This window comes from Streptomyces chiangmaiensis (assembly GCF_036281785.1).
Lineage (GTDB): Bacteria > Actinomycetota > Actinomycetes > Streptomycetales > Streptomycetaceae > Streptomyces > Streptomyces chiangmaiensis.
In genome coordinates, this window is record NZ_JAYWVC010000148.1 from 1 (window position 1) to 19,849 (window position 19,849).

Genomic DNA, 19,849 nt, shown 5'->3' on the forward strand with positions numbered 1-19,849 from the left:
CTCCTATGCCAATCAGGCTGCCTGTTGGAGAGATGAGCGGTCCGTGAGGATGTGCGCGTTCCGTCAGCTGCGCCAACGGCTGAGGCCCAGGTCGAAGACACCGTCTCGACCTGGGCCGTCGGGTTGCCTGGAACGGCAGGCGTAGCGCGCCGCCTCCGCACCGCCCCCCTTGTTCCAGTTGGTCAGAGGGATTCCGCCGTGCGGCCCGCGCTCATTTCGTCCAGTGCGCTCGTGACCTGTGGGGCGGTCAGTGCGTGACCAGTGTGAAGCCCCCTGCGACCACGAGTACCGGCCCGCCCGCGGTCAGCGTGGCGGCCCGCACCAGCCGGCCACGGCTGTCGTAGCTGCGGGCCACGGCAGGGCCGGAGCCGGGGATGCCGACCGGGACCGAGCGGTTCGTGCGGGCGGCGCTGTGCAGGAGCTCGACCGCGTGACCCCCTCCTCCGGTGGTCACCAGCCGGGACACAAGCGGCGTCACCAGCAGCGCGTCCAGTTCGCCGCCGCCCCCGGAGGTGGTGGCGGTCACCGAGGCCGCGGCTGCGGGGAGTTCGCGGTCCAGGGTGACCGGCATCAGCTCACCGGGGGCCGGTGCGTCGCCCTGGGGGCCCACCGCGCCGTACCGCAGGGTGCCGAGCAGGGCCTTTCCGGCGGTGAACGTCGTGGTCGCGGCCGAGCCCGCGATGAGGTCGGCGACCGGCTGCACCAGCCGGGGGCCGCGGCCCGCGGGCAGCCGCCAGGAGAGCGTGCTGCCCGGCCCGGCCGCGACGTACGCGCCGCCGCTGAACAACGACTCCCCGGTCCACGCGCTGTCTGGCCGCACCACCGACGCGGCGCCCGACAGGGACGCGGACTCCGCCTCGACGACCTGCTGGCCGTCCCGGTCGACGATGTGCCCGGCCGCACGGGCGACCCCGGCGAGCTCCGGGTTCGCATCCAGGGCCTCCATGGTGAGGAGCCCGTGGATGGTCGATTCGGCGCCCGAGTTGCGGTTCACCTCGCCGGTCGCGCTCACCCCGTCGTAGGTGACGCCGGTCGTCGGGTCGTATGTCGGCGTACCCGCCGGGTTCTGGCCGAAGAACCAGCCGGCGGCGACACCCGCGAGCTGCCGCAGCCCCTGCGAACCGGTCGCCGAGGCCACCGCGAGCAGGCTCTGCACCCGGGCGTCGGCGCCGTAGGCGATCTGCGAACCGTCCGTGGGGGTGGGCAGCCAGCCGTTGTCCGGTCCGGTCGACGCGAGCAGCGCCGGTGTGAACACGGCCGCGTCCGCCACCGCGGGATCCAGCAGCCGCGGGCGGTTGAGCGTGCCGGCCGCGAGGGCCAGGGCGGCGGGCATCTGAGCCCCCCATGCGTGCCAGTCGGAACGGGACGACGCCCACGGCAAGATGGCTCCGTAGGGCCACTGCCGGGGCGAGCCCGCGCCCATCGCGGCTATGCCGTCCGCGAGCTGGGAGAGCGTGGTGCGGGCGGCCGTATTGCCCTGTCCAGGGAGGGCGCGCAGATAGGCGTTGAGGCCCAGAACAGCCTCGGCTGACGCGTCGGCGCCATCGGCGATCAGCCAGGCGGGGACGCGGGCTCCGTGGATCGTGCGGTACTGCCCGTAGCGCACCAGGACCTCGCGGTCCACCGCAGCGACGGCCAGATCGAGGCGCTCGCGCAGGAACGCCGCGAAGTGCGGGTCGGCGTCCTTGAACGCCGCGTATCCCTCGCCCAGCGCCCAGATGGTGCGCGCCACCCAGTAGGACGCGCCGGAGTCGGACGGGTCCGGGTTGTCCTTGGGGGTGGGGCTGGGGTTCAGGGTCCCGTCGGGCTGCATCCACAGCACGACGTTGCCTGCGTCCGGTCCGGTCGAGGTCTGCAGGTAGGTGAGACCGCGCAGCAGCTGGTAGGCCTCCCGCCGGCTGTGCTCGTCATGGTCGGCCCGCCAGTGGCGCAGGTAGACCACCGCCGCGCGGGCGATGTCGTCGGCGTCGTAGGCGCCCTGGCCGTAGGTGCCGGAGGCCGGATCGTAGGTTCCGCCGCCGGTGGGGCGGTAGGTGCCGTCCGCCAGGTGGTCGGCGTACACCCACAGAACACCCAGGTCGGGCATGGCGTCCTGGCGGTACGTTTCGTGCCCGGGCAGCCGGGGCGGTGCGACGGTCGCGGTGAGCGAGTCGAGGTGGGCCAGGTTGGTCAGCTCGCGGGCGCCCTCCCCGGAGGCAGCCGCGGCGGCGCCTACGGGCAGGAGTGGGACGAGCAGCCCGAACGCCGCCGCGACGGCGACGGCAAAGCGATGGTGTCTGCGCACAGAGTTCTCCTGAGCGGTCGAACGGACAGGGACGCGGGAGTTCCGGAATCCCAGCCAGGCGCCCCCATGGAGGCGGTCCGGCGAACCGGGTTCGGGCCGTGCTGCGCCGCGCCCCGGAGTGGCCCACCCGGCGGTCTGCCTTCCGTCTTCGCCCCGTGTCCCGGTGAGCCCTAGCATCTAAACCGGTTCAAAGAAGATGCGTCAAGATCCCCAATGGGACGTGCATCCGTAACTGTCCAGGGGCTTCAGCTGGTTACGGGCAGCACCCATGGCCGTCCGGCGGCGAGGTCGCGTAGGGGTGGTGAGGGGGTTGATGCCGTGTTTGCGCACGGTGGAGATGCAGGAGCAGATCCGGGCGAAGCGTCTGGCTCCGGTCAGGGTCCGACAGGGTCCGGAGGTCTGCTTCTGGCCATTGGGTAGCCGCCGCGGATCCCTGTGCGGCGGCTTGCCCCGGCGTTCTCACTGCGGGTAGCCCTGCTCGCCCATGCACTGCTTGAACGTCTTCTCGCGCATCGTGGCGGTGTAGGCGTCGGCGAGTGTGTCGAGTGACTGGTCGCCGCTGTTGCTGCCGCTGGGGTAGGCCTGGGCAGCGACTGTCTGGCAGTGGGCCGGGGCTTCGGTTTCGGTGAGCTGGACGCGCGTGTCCTGCGTCGGGACGACGACGGTGTCGGTGGAGTCCTTGCCGTCCCGGCCAGCTGTGCCGGGGAAGCCTCGGGGTCCGGGTAGTCCAGCGGGTCCAGGAGGCCCAGAGGGGCCCGCCGGCCCAGGCGTGGCCCGCTGGGTCTTGAGGTCGCTTATCTGTATCTGCTGGATGACGAGCGCTGTGGACTGCGCCGCGAGGACCGCGACAAGTGCGCCGACGAGGATGAGTTGTCTGCGCGGTCTTCGCGCGGGTATGTCTTCGCTGTTCACGTACCCCCCTAGGCGTGTGACGGCGAAAGTGTAGGGCCCGCACAGACGCGCGATACCGAGGGGAAGGCACCCATCCGACTCACCAAGCTGACGCCGAGGGTGTCCCGTGTGTCCGACTGCCCGGTCAGGGCCATGACCCGCACGAATGGACCGGACACCCCCACAGCGAAAGTGTCCGACTGTCCGGGTTCTGAGGCTGCAACACGAGGGTATTGCAGCCGTCCCGACCACGACAGGGCGCAGCTCGGCGCCCTGTCCTGCCGCCAGGCTGCGCACCGCACGAGTGAGTGGCGCGTGAGATTTCACGTTTCGTGATCCTGGATCGGCGTATCCGCAGGTCAAGGCCACAATCGAGAGTCGGCGGCGCGAGGACTCCGGAGCCGTGTGCGCAGGTTCGAATCCCGCCGGGGGCACTCGCCCAACGACCTACTGAATTCGGTAGCTGACCAGGGCGGATGCCGACACGAGAGGGCGGGAGTCAGTCTCACTGACTCCCGCCCTCTCTCGTCGTCTCTCGGTGTTCGCGACACACCTCCGACACACCGACCAAGCCGAGCAGGCTGGCCGACCCTGCATCTGGGCCCTGGTCAGCGCAGCCTCGTCACCGTCACCACTGCGCGCCTCGACCTCGCGGTGCGGTCAGTACGTCGCGTGATCACTCGTAAAGCAGCGGCCGAATTCAGTTGGTCCATGACCTGGGGGTGCGGGGCCGACCGGCCGCGAGGAATCCGGCCTGGGTTGCCCTCCCGGTCACGGCGGTCGCGATGATCACCCTTGCCGAGCTGCTGGCGCCGGGCAGCATAGACGGGGGCCAGCTCCTGACCATCGCCCCGGCGATGGCCCCCTTCCTCGCGGGCATCCGTGCGACCGCGCTCACCGGGGGACTCGCTGTGGCAGCCCAGACGTCCTTGGCGCAGATCAACGGCGGACTGGCCCGGACGAACCACATGCAGCAGTTCATCGCCCTGATTGCGCTGTCCGCGTTGGCCGTACTGGTCTGTTTCGCCTGGGAGCGGCACCAGCGCACGCTGGAACGCGTACGGACCGTGTCAGAGGCGGTGCAGCAGGTACTGCTGCCACCGTTGCCGCCGCATGTCGGCGTCGTGCGCACGGCCTCCCACTACCTGGCGGCGGCCGAGGCCGCACAGGTCGGCGGTGACCTGTACGCAGTCACCCGGGTGCCCGGCCGATGCACCCGAATCATCTTGGGAGACGCCCGCGGCCACGGGCTGGAAGCGGTCCCCGATGCCTCGCGACTGATCAACGCCTTCTGGGAGACCGCGCACCGGTGGGCACCGCTGCCCGAGATCGTCGCTGACATGGAGGCGAGTGTCTGCTGCCGACTATCCGAACTTCCCGGGCCCGGAACAGCGATCGCGGAGCACCTCATCACCGCCGTGGTGGTGGAGATACCCGATGACCACGGTCCCGCCCTCATTGTCAACTGCGGCCATCCGCCGCCGTTGTTGCTCCACGAGGGCGTGGTGACAACCCTGGAGGCGTGCGAACCTACCCCTCCGATGGGCTTGTGCGAGCTCACGGGATGCCCACGCCGTGCCGACCCCGTGCCCTTCGCCATCGGGGACATGCTGCTGCTGTACACGGACGGTGTCATCGAGGCCCGCGACACAGAGGGCAGCTTCTACCCCCTCGCGGAGCGCATAGCCACCTGTACCGCATCAAGTCCCGACGTACTTCTCGCCGACGTCCACCGCGACTTGCTGGAGCATGTCGGCAGTCGTCTGACCGACGACGCGGCCATGGTCGCGATCGAGCACATGCCGTCCGTCCCGCACAACGAACCGGGTGCCGCCCGGTACTGCGAACCCGGGGCCGCCGCAGTTCTCCGTCGATCACACTCCACCGCCTGACGCAACAGCCGCTTCTCGCTGGTCAGAGGCACCTTCTGCTTACTTGATCACCAGCCAGTCAGACCGCCTCGTGAAAGCGCGAGGCTAACGCGGGGATGGCTCATCGCCTTCCCCGCGTCACCAATCAGAAGTCGGCTGCTCGTCTCCTTCCTGCCGCAACGCCAGAGCAATGCGGGCGTTGGCGACTTCCTCGTGGCCGTCGATACATCCGTGGTATCGCCGGTGGATCACTTCCGGGGAGTTCCCGACGCGTCGGGCCACTTCCGCGATCGGCACCCCGGCGTTCAGCCACCGTGTGATGCAGGCATGCCGTAGGTCGTAGGGCCGCCCGGCCAACGGCGAGTCCATGCGCTCAGGTGGAAGCGCGTACTCCCGCGCCTCCTCCCATACCCGCCAGTAGGTGGAAGAGCCGACAACTCCCCCGCGCTCGTTGCCGAAGACGCGTCCCTCTTTGGCGATCCCGAACTCCTCCAGGTGGGCCCGCAGGATGGCGACCACCACAGGCGGGATGGGCACCGGGCGGTCGCTGGTTGCCTGCCGCGCCTTCAGGCCCCGGCGGTCGGGGCGCTCCACGGAATCGGTCCACTGCTTGCCCGAGACAGGCCGCGTCTCCCGCAGCGTCAGCGTGCCCCACCCCCGTCTCCGGGAGGTGGCAGTCCGAGAGCCTCAGCCCGACCGCTTCGGCGGGCCGCAGACCCGCGTAGTACAGAACCGCATAGAACGCCACCAGGCGCCGCCCACGGCAGCGATCCCACGACCCGACGTAGGAGACGGCAGTGAGCAACTGCCGGGCCTGTGCGGCGTTCACCAGGACGCGCGCGTCAACCACGTCGTTGGAGCCGACACGCTTCCGGCGGGTCCGCTGGAGTGGGTTCTCCGGGAGTTCCCCCGTGGCAACGGCGTGTTCGAGAGCGGCGTTCAGGGCCCGGCGGCGCCGCTTGTACGTGTCGCCCGCGGCCGGGGTGCCGTCCAGCTTGTAGCTGACGCGGTACAGCACATCCTCGAACACCTCGGCGTCGGCCAGATCACCCAACGGCCGGTCGGCCATGGTGACCCACTCGTACGCCGCCTTGAGTTCGGTCGGCGGGTCCTCCCCCGCGTTCGCAGGCACGATCCCCCACCGGAAGGCCAGCCGAAGGGACTCGTCGTCGGGAGCTTCGTCCCCACACTCGACCATGGCGAGAGTGACGGCCGCGAGACCGTCGACCATGCCCTCACGGGTCTTGGCCGCAGCCGTGCGCCACCGCCCAACCATGTACTTCCGGCAGAACTCGAACCATCGCAGCGGCGGTTTGGCGTCCGCTGCCTCGATAGCTTCGGCCGCCGCGCCCACCTCGGACTCAGGCAGCCCGGATTCGATCTCGAACGCTTCACCACGCCGGTTCATGGCCTGCCACAGCTCGGACCGGCGGCTCTCCGCGAGAGCAGACGTGGTGAAGGTGTCGCCGTGCACCTTCCCTGCGACCACCCACCGGAGACGCCACGGGCGGGACTTGCGCCCGGTCTTGGACACCTTCCACAGCTTGACGTCGAAGGAGTAGCCCGACCGGGGTGTTGTTCTCGGTGCTTGATCCCTGACATGCCAATGAGCACGCGGCCGGAAAGGGACATGCCAATGAGCACGCGGCCGGAAAGGGAAGAGGACCCGGACAGAGTGTCCGGGTCCTCTTCCCTTGCAGATCAGGAAGGTTGACGACTCGTCATCGAGTGGCTTCCTCCACGGCGTCGAGCACTGCGGCCCATGGGAGTTCGCGCCCCGCCGGCGCTTCCCGCGGCTCGTACAGTGGCCAGACGTCTGGGCCGTAGACGACGTGCACTCCCCCGGCCGGAAGAGCGTCGATGTGGCCTTGCCAGGCGGGGTGGCGAGCATGCGCCGCGTTCACCCGGGGGAAGACGACAACTGGCAGACCGAGGGTGCCGATGGCGCGAGTGATGCTCGCACCCATACGGGCAGCCACATCCCTCTGGCTCCTTGAGCTGATGTCCCGATCTATTCAGCCGGTCCAGGAGGGAGCGGCCCCCACTGGGACCTGCTTCATGCAGGGTGGCAACGGCCTGAGGTCGGCGTCTCGATGGAACGGTTGCCCTTGTGACGCCGACATCCGGACCTCGCTCGGGCGGCGCGCAGCCGACAACCTGGTGCAACACGATTCAGATCGGTTCTGGTTGCAGTTCCGGTTGTCGCGCTGGTGTGGGCCTCGGTTCCCACGCCGCGGTGGTCCGTACGTAGCCGTAGACCACTGAGGTCATCGCCAGCATGAGCAGTGGTCCGGACACCCACGGATGCTCGGCCATCTTCAACGGCAGGAAGCGGTAAGACACCAACAGCGCAGCGAAGACCGTTGCTCCGTAAGCGACCAGCCGGATCCCTGATCGATCCCAGCCGCGGTCGAGCGACCGCAGAGCTGCCTCGATCGTGAGCACGAACACCACGCCGGCAATGAGATCCACGCCGTAGTGGTAGCCGAATCCCAGCGTTGCGGCGAGCGTGGCAATCAGCCAGAACGTGCCTGCGTACCGCAGAATGCGTGGGCCCTTCCGGGAATGGATGAAGATCGCGGCAGCCCACGCCGTGTGCAGGCTGGGCATGCAGTTCCGCGGGGTGATCTCGTCGAACGGCATGGGGTGCGCGGTAATGATCGGCGGCGGCGTTTGTGGCCACAGGTCGGCCACCGCCCAGTGCCCGCTGGACGGAATTTCCGGCGCCCACAGGCTGACTGTCGCCCAGTGCTCGGTGCCAGCGCCGTAGGCGAAGATCGGTCCGACCACCGGGAAGATCATATAGATGGCCGGCCCGAGAAGGCCGATCACCAGAAAGGTGCGCACCAGGTGATGGCCCGGGAAGCGGCGCTCGACCGCCACGCCGCGCAGTTGATACAGCGCGACGACGACTGCGGCCACCGCGAGCTGACCGTAGACGATGTCGAGGAAATTGAAGCCGATGGGGCCGGTGGCCGTGACAACCCGGCCTACCAGCCACGACGGATTGCCCAGGGCGTGATCGGCTGTTGCCACGTACTGGTCGAGCACCGCCGGGCGGGTCTTCGAGGTGATGAGCAGCCATGTGTCGCCGGTCTTGCGGCCGGCCACCAGCAGCAGGCCCAGCCCGACGCCCTTCAACAGCAGGACACGTTCCCGGCCGGTGCGGCGAGTGACAGCGATGACCGCGTAGCCCAGAATCACCCACAATGCGCCGTTGCCGAAGGGGTGGCCACCGGTCGTCTTGGCGTCCACCGCCCACCGGACCAGCGAGAAGACGATGTCGATACCGATCGCCGCACCCGCCGCGATGAACCGTTGCCGCCAGGTGAGGACCACCATCATCAACGCCATGGCGGCGTACAACATGCCGCCCGACTTGGGGGCGACCACCACCTCTCGCACCTGGCTGGTGATCGGCCCTGGCAAGCCGTAGCGACGCGCGGCGAACTCCAGCACGATGAGGAATCCGAGGGCCGCGACACCCGCCACGGCCCAGAGTCTCGCCCCTGGTCGACGCCTCGCAGAGAACGCGGTTCTCCGGTTTGTTCGCGAGGAGTCTTGCGGTGGTATGTATCTCAATTCTTGGCCACTTTGTTAGATATTGGTCATCAGGGCGGGTTTCGCTCGCCACCTTCCGGCCGGAACGGCTTTTCCCTCACGAAGAGCTGCCCGTCGAAGCAAGACGGAAAGATCACAGCCCGGATTGCGGCGGGTCCGTCGCCAGTCCCGCGAGCCACCGCCGGCTCCGGTGCGGGACATCGTCGTGGCAACCCCGCCTACGACGCTGACAAACAGCCCGACTACCGCTGTTCTCAGTACCGTTGGTCACGCCACCGCCACAGGCCGCCTGAGACGACGCCCCGGCTCCTGCGTGAGGGTGCTCTCCTACTGGTGCGCTTCCTGTAACGCGGCCGTCGCAGCCGACAACATCACCGGCGAGCGGCAGGACGGACATCGTCGCGGGCGACGCCCGTGGAAACCCGCGGTGCGACAGCGATGACGGTGATGCCAGGGGGTTCGTTCGGCGGACGTACGAGGATCACTACGGACCGGCAGGGGCACGAGGCCGCCGTACAAGGAGCACCGGCCTCATGGCGCCCGCTGTCGGGGCAGGCCCGGTCGAGGTATGCACATGGGCGGAGCGGTCACTTCGCCCGCGATCCCGATGCATCTCCCAAAAGCCCCGAGACACCTCATACCCCCTTGGTCCGCCCCTGTATGCCACCCGCGCCCTTGTGTGCCCTTCAGAGCGGACAGCCACAGTCAACAGCGGTGCCCCAGGCCCTCACGGGGGAGGGAAGCACAGCGGATCTGCGCAGGTCAATAGCCATGTCGACGCACAAGCGCCATCGCTTCCCCAAGCTGAGAGCGCGAGTTCGATTCCCGTCACCCGCTCCACACGAAACCCCCAGGTCAAAGGCCCGGGGGTTCTTTGTTGTCCAGACCGGTAAGTGGACCGCGCGCCTGCTCGGATCCTGACCTTGCTCCGTCAGAGCGCCGATGGACGCTGTAATACTTCCTGTCGTACATTGGGCGCATGGCAACCCAGCGTGCGGGACATACCGAGAACGTCTCCGTCTCCCTTCCGGCCGACCTGGTGGCCGTGCTGCGGGAGCGGACCGGAAAGCGGGGCCTGTCCTCCTACATCACCGAGGCGGTCCGGCATCAGCTCGAGATGGACGGCCTGGCGGAGATCGTCGCCGCCCAGGAGGCGGAGCACGGTCCGCTGACGGAGGCGGAGATCGAGGCCGCGTCCCGGGAGCTCTTCGGTCACTCCAGGAGCGAGGTCGACGAGGGGAAGCACGCCGCGTGAAGGTGGAGACCGCCCGCTCGGTCGTCCTCGACTCGGAGGCACTCTCGCTGCTCCTGTGCAATGACCGTGCCCTGACGGCCCGCATCGAGGCGACCCGCAGAGCGGGGCTCCCGGTCCGCGTCTCCGCACTGACCGTCGTCGAGGCGGTGCACGGCAAGACCGACATGCCGCGCCTGCGGTGGTACCTCTCCCGGCTCCGCCTGGAACCCGTGACGCCGGATGACTCGCTCGAAGCCGTGAACTTGCTGCGGGATGCCGGCGGACTGCACGGGCACCAGTACGCGATCGACGCCCTCGTCGCCGCCATGGCCCTGCGCTCGCCGTCCCCTGCCCTGGTCCTGACCTCCGACCGCGACGACTGGACCCGGCTCTGCGGCGACCGCGTGATCATCCGTGACGTCTGACACCGCGCGGAATGTCTCGACGTATGCAGCCGCAACCCGGCACCGAGAGCCTGCCCACTGCACCAACTCGCGCAGGACGCCTTGAGTCACGTGCCCGTCCTCAGCCACGGCGCCCCAGTCGCGTGCCCTCCGCGTGCCCGTTCAGGTGGTCAACAGGGGTCTCCAGCGGTGTCTCCAGACACCAACGGCAACCCAGCACTTCGACAAAACCGCAGGTCACAGCCCTAAGTCCAGCCAAGCTCCGTTGCTTCCCAAGCTGAGCGCTTTGGGGAAGGGATCAGCTCCGACTCCTCCCCACGGCCCCGCCGGCGCGGCTTGCTCTGGTCGACGGCACCGCATCGTGGCGCTTGGCCGCAGGCAACGCGTCCGGTGACGGCTGCATGGTCGACAATCCGGGAGCACCGACTCCAGCGGCCCCGCGTCAGGCGGTCGGCGGATTGATCATTCGGAGGGTGCGCGACACCTCCGACACACTCGCTGTCGCCGGACACCCCCTGTACGACTCCACCACAGGTCAGAGCGGCTCTGAGGCGTGATCAGCGCAATCACTCCGGAGCCGTGTGCGCAGGTTCGGATTCTGCCGTTACGCCTGTACCGCTGTGAGAGGGCCCGCGTCCGAGAGTGCGGGCCCTCGCGCGACTCTTCGCTGTCCCACCTGTCCGGCTGTCCGGTTATGCCTCTCACCCGCATAAACGGCCTGGACAGCTCAAAGTGCTGGTGTCCGGGCTGTCCGGACGCCGAGGGGCTGCAACACGCCCGATGTGTTGCAACCCGTCGGTGAAGCCGACTGCTCAATAGGCGTAGGAGCCGAAGGCGACTTCCGATCTGCTCTGCCTCACGAGTCGTGAACTGCAGGACGCGAAACCCAGCGGATCCGGGAGGGGGTAGCGGCGGACCTGGTGCTCGTCGAGTCTGGTCAGCCCCTCCGGGGCCGACTCTGCGGGTGTACACGCACCTGATGCCATCAAGTCATGAGCGTACTCGTAGTGCTGTGGACACGGTCCTGACGCCTATCTACGGTGACGCCGCATAGTCCCCAGTGCTCGGCAACCGGCGGGCTGGAGAACACGTTTGGTTGGTCGCACGAGGGGTCGGGCGTCTCACGTCCGCAGGGACGGGAGGCGCCCGACGCGTGTCGTTGTTGCGAGGTGGGTCAGCTCAGCGCCAGCCGGTACACGCCGCTCCCCGTGCCCGCGAACAGCCAATGGCCGTCGGGAGAGACCAGCACCGAGTGCACGTCGGGGTCGAGGAGCTGCGCGGAGACACTGTTGCTCCAGTGCATGCCACCGTCGTCGCTGCGGAACACGCCCTGACCGGGCCCGTACAGGTCGCGCGAAGCGGCGAACAGCGTCCCGTCCGGGGCGAAGGTGACGTCGTCGTAGGTCAGTTCGGGGATGCCGGTGGCGTCGCTAAACGATGCGCCGCCGTCATGGCTCACCTTGATCACGTTGTTCCCGACGGCCACAATGTGGTTGGGATCGGTGGGGTCGATCGCAATCCGGTAGATCTCTCCGTCGAGCACCTTGACCCCGGTCGCACCGGAGTCCGTGCTGTGGTAAAGGCCGGTCACATCGCCGATCCACAAGGAACCGTCCCGGGGGTCGACAGCCACCGACGACACGTTTTGCAGCCCCGGGAACTGGTGCAATTGGAAGGTCGAACCGCCGTCCTGGCTGGCATACACGCCGACGGCGGGGAACGTGGATGCGGCGTAGATCTTCGACGTATCACGGGGGTCGACAGCCACCGAGAACGACGCCCCGCCGGGGACCTGGGCCAGTGTCCGCCAGGTGGCCCCGCCGTCCGCTGAGCGTTCCAAGGCGAAGCAGTCGGTCATGCAGAGGCCGCCGCGCGTCCTCAGCACGGTTGCCTTCTCACCCGGTACGGTAGCCAGCGCTTCGATCTGGTTGCCGATGGTGAAGGGACTCTGCCCTGTCCACCCCCAATCCTGGTAGCCGGGCTGGAGGTTCGCGGTCAAGGGTGCCGTGGAACGGTAACTGCCCGCGGTGGCCGTGCCGGCGATGAGCGCGGAGCCCGAGACGGTCAGCGAGTCGACCTCGGCGTCAGGCGCGCCGATGCGCTGGAAGCGAACCGAGTCCGAAGTCGTGTAGATCCCTGCTGGGGCCGCGATGACCTGCTCTTGCGGTCGGTCCGGGAAGCTGCCGGTGTCGGTGTAGACGTCGAGCGCTTTGGTGGCTGCTGGCTTAGGGGTCCACGTCTGGCCGAGATCGCGGCTGACCCACAGGTTCTTCGTGGCCTTCTTTCCGCCGGCCGCCGCCCCGACCGTCTGTGCCTGGAGCTCGCCGGTCGCGGTCAGCCCGGTGTAGGTGATCGCGTCCTTCCCTCCCCACGGCCCGGACAGCTGGGTCCAGGTGCGGCCGTGGTCGGTGGAGAAGACCGCGCCCTGGAATATGTTCGAGGCCACCAGGGCCGGCCCGCGGGCCGAGAGGTTTTCCACCGAGAGATCAAGGGGCGTCGGCAGTTTCTGCGCCGGGCCGGCGTTCCCGAGTGCGTCCTCGATGAGGTGGATCCCCTTGCCGGTGCCGACGAACAGGTCGTTGCCGTCGAGTACAAGCCGGGTCGCTCCGCTCGGCGAGCCGGGGATCTGCTGCCAGTGGAGGCCGTGGTCCGAACTGACGAACACCCCTGCCTCACCGGCCGCGTAGACGTACTGTCCCGAAGGCGACACCACGACATCGGACATTTCGGTGGGGCTGTCCACCATCGTGCGGAACGTCCGGGCGCCGTCGTCGCTGCGCAGCAGAAATCCCTGACCACCACCCCCGACCCTCCCCGCCACATAGACGACGTCCGGGTCGTGGGGATCGGCCGCCAGCCGCATTCCCACACCGTTGGGAATTGCGAACTTGGCCTGCGGCTGCCACGTCAGACCGTGGTCGTCGCTCCGGTCGATACGCATGCCCCGGTCGGGCAGCACATAGACGCGAGACGGCATAGCCGGGGTGAACGCGAGATGGCCGCCGCTGGCGTTGGGGCCCATCGGCTGCCACTGAGTCGCGGTGGCGGTATTCGGGGTGTCCGTACCGGCCGTGGCGGGCAGGGCCGCGGCTCCGGCGAGGGCCGTGCTCAGACCCAGCACGAGCAGGGTCCGCTTCATGGTTTTGAGGTGCATGAACGGATCGTCAATCGGACAACAGTCGGTGACAACCGGTCCATGCTGTCCCAACTGCGCCATGTCACATTTCGGTCAACGCGTCTGGTGACGTGTGGCGCTTTAGTGCCGCAAGCAGCTGCCTGATGCCAGAGTGAGGGTACGTCGTGGCTGGGGCGGTCGGTTCTGCGGCTTTGCGGAGCCACTTTGGCGCGAGCCTCGAAGATCATGGCCCCAACGTCGCGCTTTACCGGGCAGGTCCACTACCTGCCCGACGCGCCGGAAGCTTACGGGGCCTTGATCACTCGCGCCAAATTCCAACCCAAAGCCGTTCCGCCGACCTTGTACTAGCTAGACGCGGTCCTGGAAGACGCAGCTCCACACGTGCGTGCCCGCGACGCTGCCGTCGGCGCGCACCGCCTCCAGCGTGTAGAAGTGCGTGGTCCCCCGCGCGGCCGTGGTGTCCGTGTAGGCATGGGTCTCCGCGGGCAGCAGTCCGGCGTGCAGCGGCTCGTACGCCTTCGTGGCCGCGTTCCACCGTCTGACCCGGTAGCCCGCGACGGTGTCGCACACGGCCGTCTTGTCGCACCGCCAGTTGATGGACGGCCCGTCCTGGTCGGGTCCGATCAAAGTGCCGTAGCCCAAGCTGCCGAGGTCCCAGTCCCGGACGACCGTCACGGACGGTCGGACGTCCAGCTCGGTGGCCTCGACGACCGTGACCTTCGGGTCGCTCGGGGGCAGCGCATTGCCCCAGCGGTCCCTGGCGACGACCGCATACACGTACGTCTCGCCGTCCGGCAGGTCGCCACAGAGGACCGCAAGCGGGTCGCTCGTACCCTCCCAGCAGGAGGTGGAGCTGAGCCACTTGACCGTGCCGTCCGCCTGCCGGGCGCCGTTCCAGACCACGTAGCGTTCGACGTCGTCCTCGGTCGAGGACGCCCAGCTCAGCAGCACGCCGTCGGCACGGGGGGTGGCCTTCACGCCCCCCACCGGACCGGGCGCGACGCGGTCGCCGGTGCGGACGACGAGCGGGGCGGACAGCGCCGACTCGTTGCCGGCCGGGTCCACCGCCGCGACCGCGTACGTCACATACGTGCCCGCGGGCATGTCCAGGTCGTTGCAGATGCCGCTGGTGCCGGTCTCGTCGCTCCCCTCGGCGCAGGTCACGCGGGTGAGTGCGGCCGGGTCGAGGGTCTTGCCGGGCGAGCGGTAGACGCGGTAGGTCCCGCCGTTGCTGAAGTCCTCGTCGAAGCCGTCGGGCTGCCTCCAGTACACCTCGGTGTAGCCGACGCGGACGACGGAACCCAGGGAGGTCGGGGACTTCGTCGGCGGTGTCCGGTCGACTCCGTCGCCGGTGACGGTGGCGTACGCCGACGGGTTGCCGAGCGCGTCGAGGGCACGGACCCGGTAGTACCGGACGGTGTTCACGGGTGCGTCGGTGCGGTACGACGTCGTGGTCGTCGTACCCAGCAGCGCGAACGGGCCGGTGGCCGCGGGGGCGGCGTACACCTCGTACTTCGCAGCGTCGGCGACCCCCTGCCAGGCCAGGGTGGCCCACCAGGCGTCGCCGGCGACCGTGAGACCGGTCGGCGTCGCCGGCCCCGTGCGGTCCACGGTCACAGCGGTGGCGTCGAGGCTGCCGGCGGACTCGCGGCCCGCCTTGTCGACGGCGCGGACCTCGTACAGGAAGGTCTGGCCCGTGGCGGGCGTCGCCTCCACGAAAGAGGGCGAGGTGAGCAGCGACGAACCGTTGACCTTCGCCCACTGGGTGGTGCTCAGCCGGCGGTACACGCGGTAACCGGCGAGGTCCATCTCCTTGTTCGCGGCCCAGCGCAGGGTGGTCTTCCTGGTGTCCCGGTTGTACGCAGCGGTGAAGCCGGTCGGGGCGAGCGGCTTGACCCTGTCGACGGCGGCATCAGTGCGCGGGGCGTACGTGAACCCGGCGTTGGCGAGGCCGGTCCAGGCGACGTAGTCCACGCGGAGCGTGTGCTTGCCGGCCGGGACGGTCAGGTCGACGGTCTTGCGAGCGGTGGTGGAGACGTTCTTCCACAGGTCGATCTTCCGCACGCCGTCGACGTAGACGCGCATGCCGTCCTGCGTGGCGGCGGAGAGCCGGAAGGGCCCGCCGGAGCCGAAGTCCCGGGTGAGGGACCAGCGGACGGAGAAGTTGTCTTTGGGCAGCGTGACGCCGGACGGGTCACCGTAGCCGTAGTTCTCGGCGATGACGGAGTCGCAGGCAGTCAGCTTCGGCGTGCCGCTGAAGGTGGAGTTGCCGAAGTACTGCGCCCTCCAGACGGGAGAGGTGCAGCTGACGGCCGCGGAGGCGGGGGCGGCGGTGATCAGGCCGCTGATGGCGGCGACGGCGGCCGTCGCGGCCAGCGCGCTCAGCCGGGTACGAGTCATCACAGAGAGTGGGGCCCCTTTCGGACCTTTGAAAAACCTGTGAACAGGTGGCGCCTGTGTGACCCATGAGGCGGGGGCAGGGTTGCCCCCGCCCCCTCCCCTTTTTCACGGACGTTCGGCACGCGTCGGCCGTACCGGTGAACAGCGCAGGACACCAGTAGGGCTTGGTTAGGTCGGGGCGGGACCGGCGTGTCGAGATACGGGTCTTCGGCACGTGGGGCACTACCCCGCCCAGCAGACCAGCAAGATCTGGAGTTCGGTCACGACCTGGTAGGTCGTCAGGCCGCGGCTGGTGGGCGCAGCCGCTCCAGGGTGCAAAACGCCTGGGCCACCGAGGCCAAGGCGAGGTGCCGGTGGAAGCCATTCCAGATCCGGCCCTCGAAGTACCCCAGTCCCAGCGCGGTCTTCAGCTCCCGGTAGTCGTGCTCCACCCGCCAGCAGGCCTTCGCCAACCGCACCAGGCGCCGCAGCGGGACATGCGCCGGCAGCGTGGACAGCCAGCACTTCGCCGGCTCCGGCTCTTTGGCGGGCCACTCGGCCGGCAGCCGGCACACCGGCGGGTCCTCCCCGGGGTGCGCCCGGCGGATCCGCACCCCGGCCGGGCGCACCCGCAGCGCGGATCCCGCACCACGGACGCCTCGTCCGGTCGCATCTTCCGGCACACCTCCGTGTCACGGACGCCCATCGACACGCTCCTCCGCAGGTCAGAGGGCTGTGAGGGGCGATCCGCGCATTCACTCCGGAGCCGTGTGCGCAGGTTCGAATCCTGCCGGGGCACTCGCCAGCTCACCTATTGAATTTACTAGCTGACCAGGGCGGGTGCCGACAGGCGCCGACTGGGATCGCCTCCGACACGCGCGCGGGTGCGGCATTGTCGCCACCGCGGCCGCTGCCGTTCTCCGGATGGTCGCCTAGGAGGTTCGACGTCTCAGAGCTGTTCTCACCAACTCCCAGCGCGTGACGGCCGTCCGCCCGTACCACAGGGCCACCACCGTTCCCCGGGCGTTCACGATCCCCTCATGTGCAGGCTTCGTACGGGCTGGACCTCCGGCTTAGCGTCGCGAGGTCTGATTCGCCCGATTTACACGAGGTATAAATGTCTCTCCGGCATGCACTCACCGCCTTGGCCTTCGTACCGGCGCTCACCCTCCCGGCAACCGCCCAGGCGGCAACGGCCGACCCGCAGCCCGAGGTTCTTCCCCAGAAGACCCACTTCGATCTCCAAGCCCACCGCGGAGGCCTGGGCCTGACCACCGAGGAGTCCTTGGAGGGCTTCGGCAAGGCCCTGCGTCTCGGCGTGAGCACCTTGGAACTGGACACGCACATCACCAAGGACCAGAAAGTAGTCGTCAATCACGACCGGCAGATCAGCGCCCAGAAGTGCAAGGACACCGGTCCGGTGACGCCGGGCGACCCGATGTACCCGTATGTCGGCAAGTACATCAAGGACCTGACGCTGGCCCAGATCAAGACCATGGACTGCGGCTACCAGCAGCTGCCCGGTTTCCCTGAGCAGGAGCAGATCAAGGGCTTCCGCATGGTGGAGCTCAAGGACGTCCTCAACCTGGTCAAGAGCTACAACGCCAAGCAGGTCAAGCTGAACATCGAGACCAAGGTCGAGGCCGGCGCGCCCGAGCAGACCGCGCCGCGCGAGCTGTTCGTACGGCGCGTCTACGAGGAGATCCACCGCTCGGGCATCGAGAACCAGGTCACCATTCAGTCCTTCGACTGGGGCGCTCTGAAGGAGATGCACAAGCTCGCACCGTCCTACCCGCTGGTGGCGCTGACGAACTACGACTTCCTCCAGGTCGGCAAGCCCGGCGCCTCCCCGTGGCTCGGCGGCATCGACGCCGACGACTACGACGGCGACTTCGTCAAGGCTGCTGCAGCCATCCCCGGCGTCACCGCACTCTCCCCGAACTACGGCTTCCCGCAGAACGGCACGATCGCCGACCCGAATTTCCGCTTCTACCCTGACGAGAAAATGATCAGCGAGGCCCACCAGCGCGGTCTGAAGGTCATCCCGTGGACCTGTGACGACCCCGCCACCATCGAAGCACTGATGGACATGGGCATCGACGGCATCATCACCGACTACCCCAACCGCGTACGGGACATCATGGCCGAGCGCGGCATGCGCCTGCCCAAGGCCTACCCCGCGCCGCGTGACTGACGACCCGCACCACTCGTAACCGTGTGCGCCCCGGAGCTCGGTGGCCCGGGAGCGCACAGTGGCGTCGTCAAGTTGCCGGCGTAGCTGGTCAATTGGATGTGCTCGAGGTGTGGCCGACCCGGTGGTCCATCTCGGTCAGGCAGGGTTGGGCATGCCGGTGAGGGGCCTCCAGGCAGTGAAGGGTTCGGTCATTTCAGTACGGTAGTCACTCACTGTGATCAAATGTCGTCCGGGGCGGAAGTACAGGGAATCCTGGAGAAGGCGGCGAGGCTCGCTCCGAGCATTCATGGCGTGGGCGAGTCTCGGCTGCTGCCAGGGTCGCATGACGGGGCGGGTTTACGCGGAGATGCCTAACCTCCCCATTTCGCTTGGGGTGGCTGGGCTGGTGGATCCGTGATTTCGGTTGCTGGTCGTCATGCGGACAGGGCTGTGGCCCGACGCTCGGGCCGGGTGCTCCAGGGGTTCCTCAGGTCGTGGGCGGGCAGGGACGCGTCGCGGTTCAGGTGGCTGGTCGGGGCAGGGCCGCGAGGCGGGTGAATGCGCTGGTCAGCTCGTGCCGCCAGGGCCAGGCGGCGGAGATCCGCAGGCGGAGGCGGCGCCCTCCGCGGGTGATGCGGGCGGCTGCGTGCAGCAGCCGGTAGCGGAGCTTCTTCGGCTCAGCGGTGGCCAGCTCGCCTTCCAGCAGCAGAGTTTGAGTCCAGGCGAGCAGGTCGACGCCGGTCAGAGCCAGCTCGAGCCAGGCGGCGTTGATCTGGAAGTGGCGGGAGGGGAAGCGGCCGAAGCCGGTGGATTTGCCGCAGCGGATGCGGTCTTCGACGCGGGCGTGCGCGCGGTGGCGGACCTCAAGCTGCTGCACGGAGCCTTCGCCGTAGGGGGTGTCGGTGAGAAAGACCTGGTGGCGCATGCCCTCGTCCATGTCGAACAGCGACAGCTGGGCGCCGGGGTGCGGGCGTTCGCGGCGCACGATGATCCGGGTGTCGGCGGGGTAGCCGTCCAGGTCAACCATGCCGGACAGCTCGGCGACCTGAGCACCGTGGCGCAAGGTGCCGTCCTGTTCCAGCGCGGGGTGCCAGACCTGCTCGGGCAGGGCCCGGATCGCTCGGCGGACCAGCTCGGTGACGGGGTGTCCGACGGAAAAGCAGGCGCGGATCCCGCGCGAGCGCAGGGCACGTATGTGGTGCAGGAACGCTTTCGCGCCTCCGGCACTGTCAGTGCGGATGAGGATGTCGGTGCCGTGGCGTTGGGCGTCGGGGATCTGGGCCAGGGCCTGTTCAAGGACGGTGATGTGGTCGGCGGCGGTGTTCGCGCCGGCGTTGCCGGGCCGCAGCAGCCCGGCCAGGGCCTCGCCGGTGTTGTCCAGGAAACACAGCATCGGGTGGTAGCCGAAGCCGCGCTTGTAGGTGGGCGCTGTCTGCTCCTTCTCCGAGTGGCAGCTGACCAGGGTGGCGTCGATGTCGAGGACCAGGCCGGGCAGGCCGCGGCCGCCCGCGCGGGCGGCGGGGATGCCGTTGTTGGTCTCGGCGGCCTGCAACCAGGCCACTTCCCGGGCCGTGGCCCGGGCCGCCCGCATTGCCGCCAGGGCGGCGGGGTTGATGCCGGCCAGCAGGCGCCAGGCGGTCGGGGTGGAGGCGACCGGGCCGAACACCTCACCTTGGTCACGCAACAGAGCCAGGTCCGCGATCGCCTCGCCGCCGTCGGCGAGCATCACCGCCAGGTCGACGGCGATCCGCCCAGGATCGTGGCCGGTTCCCCGTGGCCGCAGTCGGCGCAGCGCATCGGTGAAGGCAGCGGTCAGGCTGGTGGCATCGGCGAGATCGGCCAGCAGCCGGGACCCGGCATGACTGACCACCCCATGGCCGTCGGCCGAGACGACGAGCTTGGGGCGCGACCCGGTA

12 protein-coding genes and 1 pseudogene are annotated in these 19,849 nt (G+C 68.8%); 4 read left to right on the forward strand and 9 right to left on the reverse strand.

The genetic code is table 11. The features are described 5' to 3' along the window. Positions 1-247: 247 nt before the first annotated feature. Together VXC91_RS31060 and VXC91_RS31065 are read right to left on the reverse strand one after the other, a co-directional pair. Complete coding sequence (locus VXC91_RS31060) at positions 248-2,284, reverse strand: hypothetical protein (RefSeq protein ID WP_329510676.1); 2,037 nt, start codon at positions 2,282-2,284, stop codon at positions 248-250. Between the two features lie 459 nt (positions 2,285-2,743). Next, the gene (locus tag VXC91_RS31065) at positions 2,744-3,196 is read right to left on the reverse strand and encodes a hypothetical protein (RefSeq protein WP_329510677.1); all 453 of its coding nucleotides are present in this window, start codon (positions 3,194-3,196) and stop codon (positions 2,744-2,746) included. A gap of 764 nt (positions 3,197-3,960) precedes the next feature. Here VXC91_RS31065 and VXC91_RS31070 point away from each other — a divergent pair. Further along, entirely contained in the window at positions 3,961-5,067 is a 1,107-nt protein-coding gene (locus VXC91_RS31070; RefSeq protein WP_329510678.1) for a PP2C family protein-serine/threonine phosphatase, read from the forward strand. Between the two features lie 352 nt (positions 5,068-5,419). Here the strand turns inward: VXC91_RS31070 and VXC91_RS31075 are convergent, their stop codons facing one another. The 3 genes from VXC91_RS31075 to VXC91_RS31085 all read right to left on the reverse strand — a co-directional run bounded on the left by VXC91_RS31075 (position 5,420) and on the right by VXC91_RS31085 (position 8,538). Next, complete coding sequence (locus VXC91_RS31075) at positions 5,420-6,580, reverse strand: hypothetical protein (protein ID WP_329510679.1); 1,161 nt, start codon at positions 6,578-6,580, stop codon at positions 5,420-5,422. A gap of 187 nt (positions 6,581-6,767) precedes the next feature. Beyond that, positions 6,768-7,025: a flavoprotein gene (locus VXC91_RS31080; RefSeq protein WP_329510680.1), complete on the reverse strand. Its 258-nt coding sequence runs from the start codon at positions 7,023-7,025 to the stop codon at positions 6,768-6,770. 193 nt (positions 7,026-7,218) lie between these two features. Next, on the reverse strand, positions 7,219-8,538 hold the full coding sequence (locus VXC91_RS31085; protein WP_329510681.1) for a phosphatase PAP2 family protein: 1,320 nt from the start codon (positions 8,536-8,538) through the stop codon (positions 7,219-7,221). Positions 8,539-9,586: 1,048 nt separating this feature from the next. Between VXC91_RS31085 and VXC91_RS31090 the strand changes: the two genes are divergently transcribed. Together VXC91_RS31090 and VXC91_RS31095 are read left to right on the forward strand one after the other, a co-directional pair. Then, positions 9,587-9,862 carry a hypothetical protein gene (locus tag VXC91_RS31090; protein WP_329510682.1) on the forward strand — a complete coding sequence of 92 codons (276 nt, stop codon included), beginning with the start codon at positions 9,587-9,589 and terminating at the stop codon, positions 9,860-9,862. Further along, a complete protein-coding gene (locus VXC91_RS31095; protein WP_329510683.1) occupies positions 9,859-10,266 on the forward strand; it encodes a type II toxin-antitoxin system VapC family toxin in 408 nt (135 codons plus the stop codon). Before VXC91_RS31090 ends, VXC91_RS31095 begins: the two co-directional genes overlap by 4 nt. Positions 10,267-11,419: 1,153 nt before the next feature. On the opposite strand, the gene VXC91_RS31100 is transcribed toward VXC91_RS31095, so the two are convergent. From VXC91_RS31100 to VXC91_RS31110, 3 genes and pseudogenes are all read right to left on the reverse strand, one after another. Continuing rightward, positions 11,420-13,399 (reverse strand): sialidase family protein, encoded by a 1,980-nt coding sequence (locus tag VXC91_RS31100; protein WP_329510684.1) that lies wholly within the window; start codon positions 13,397-13,399, stop codon positions 11,420-11,422. A 330-nt stretch (positions 13,400-13,729) separates the two neighbouring features. Next, entirely contained in the window at positions 13,730-15,781 is a 2,052-nt protein-coding gene (locus VXC91_RS31105) for a PA14 domain-containing protein (protein ID WP_329510685.1), read from the reverse strand. 278 nt (positions 15,782-16,059) lie between these two features. Further along, a pseudogene (locus tag VXC91_RS31110) lies at positions 16,060-16,398 on the reverse strand (IS701 family transposase); the annotation flags it as partial. Between the two features lie 479 nt (positions 16,399-16,877). Between VXC91_RS31110 and VXC91_RS31115 the strand changes: the two are divergent. After that, entirely contained in the window at positions 16,878-17,954 is a 1,077-nt protein-coding gene (locus VXC91_RS31115) for a glycerophosphodiester phosphodiesterase family protein (RefSeq protein WP_329510686.1), read from the forward strand. Positions 17,955-18,453: 499 nt separating this feature from the next. Here the strand turns inward: VXC91_RS31115 and VXC91_RS31120 are convergent. After that, a partial coding sequence (locus VXC91_RS31120) for an IS1380 family transposase (RefSeq protein WP_329510687.1) occupies positions 18,454-19,849 on the reverse strand: 1,396 nt, incomplete at its 5' end.

Excerpts from the sequence above, each read along its gene's own strand:
- VXC91_RS31115 (WP_329510686.1), top strand. The coding sequence starts at position 16,878 with ATGTCTCTCCGGCATGCACTCACCGCCTTGGCCTTCGTACCGGCGCTC.
- VXC91_RS31090 (WP_329510682.1), top strand. The coding sequence starts at position 9,587 with ATGGCAACCCAGCGTGCGGGACATACCGAGAACGTCTCCGTCTCCCTT.
- VXC91_RS31105 (WP_329510685.1), bottom strand. The coding sequence starts at position 15,781 with ATGACTCGTACCCGGCTGAGCGCGCTGGCCGCGACGGCCGCCGTCGCC.
- VXC91_RS31100 (WP_329510684.1), bottom strand. The coding sequence starts at position 13,399 with ATGCACCTCAAAACCATGAAGCGGACCCTGCTCGTGCTGGGTCTGAGC.
- VXC91_RS31070 (WP_329510678.1), top strand. The coding sequence starts at position 3,961 with ATGATCACCCTTGCCGAGCTGCTGGCGCCGGGCAGCATAGACGGGGGC.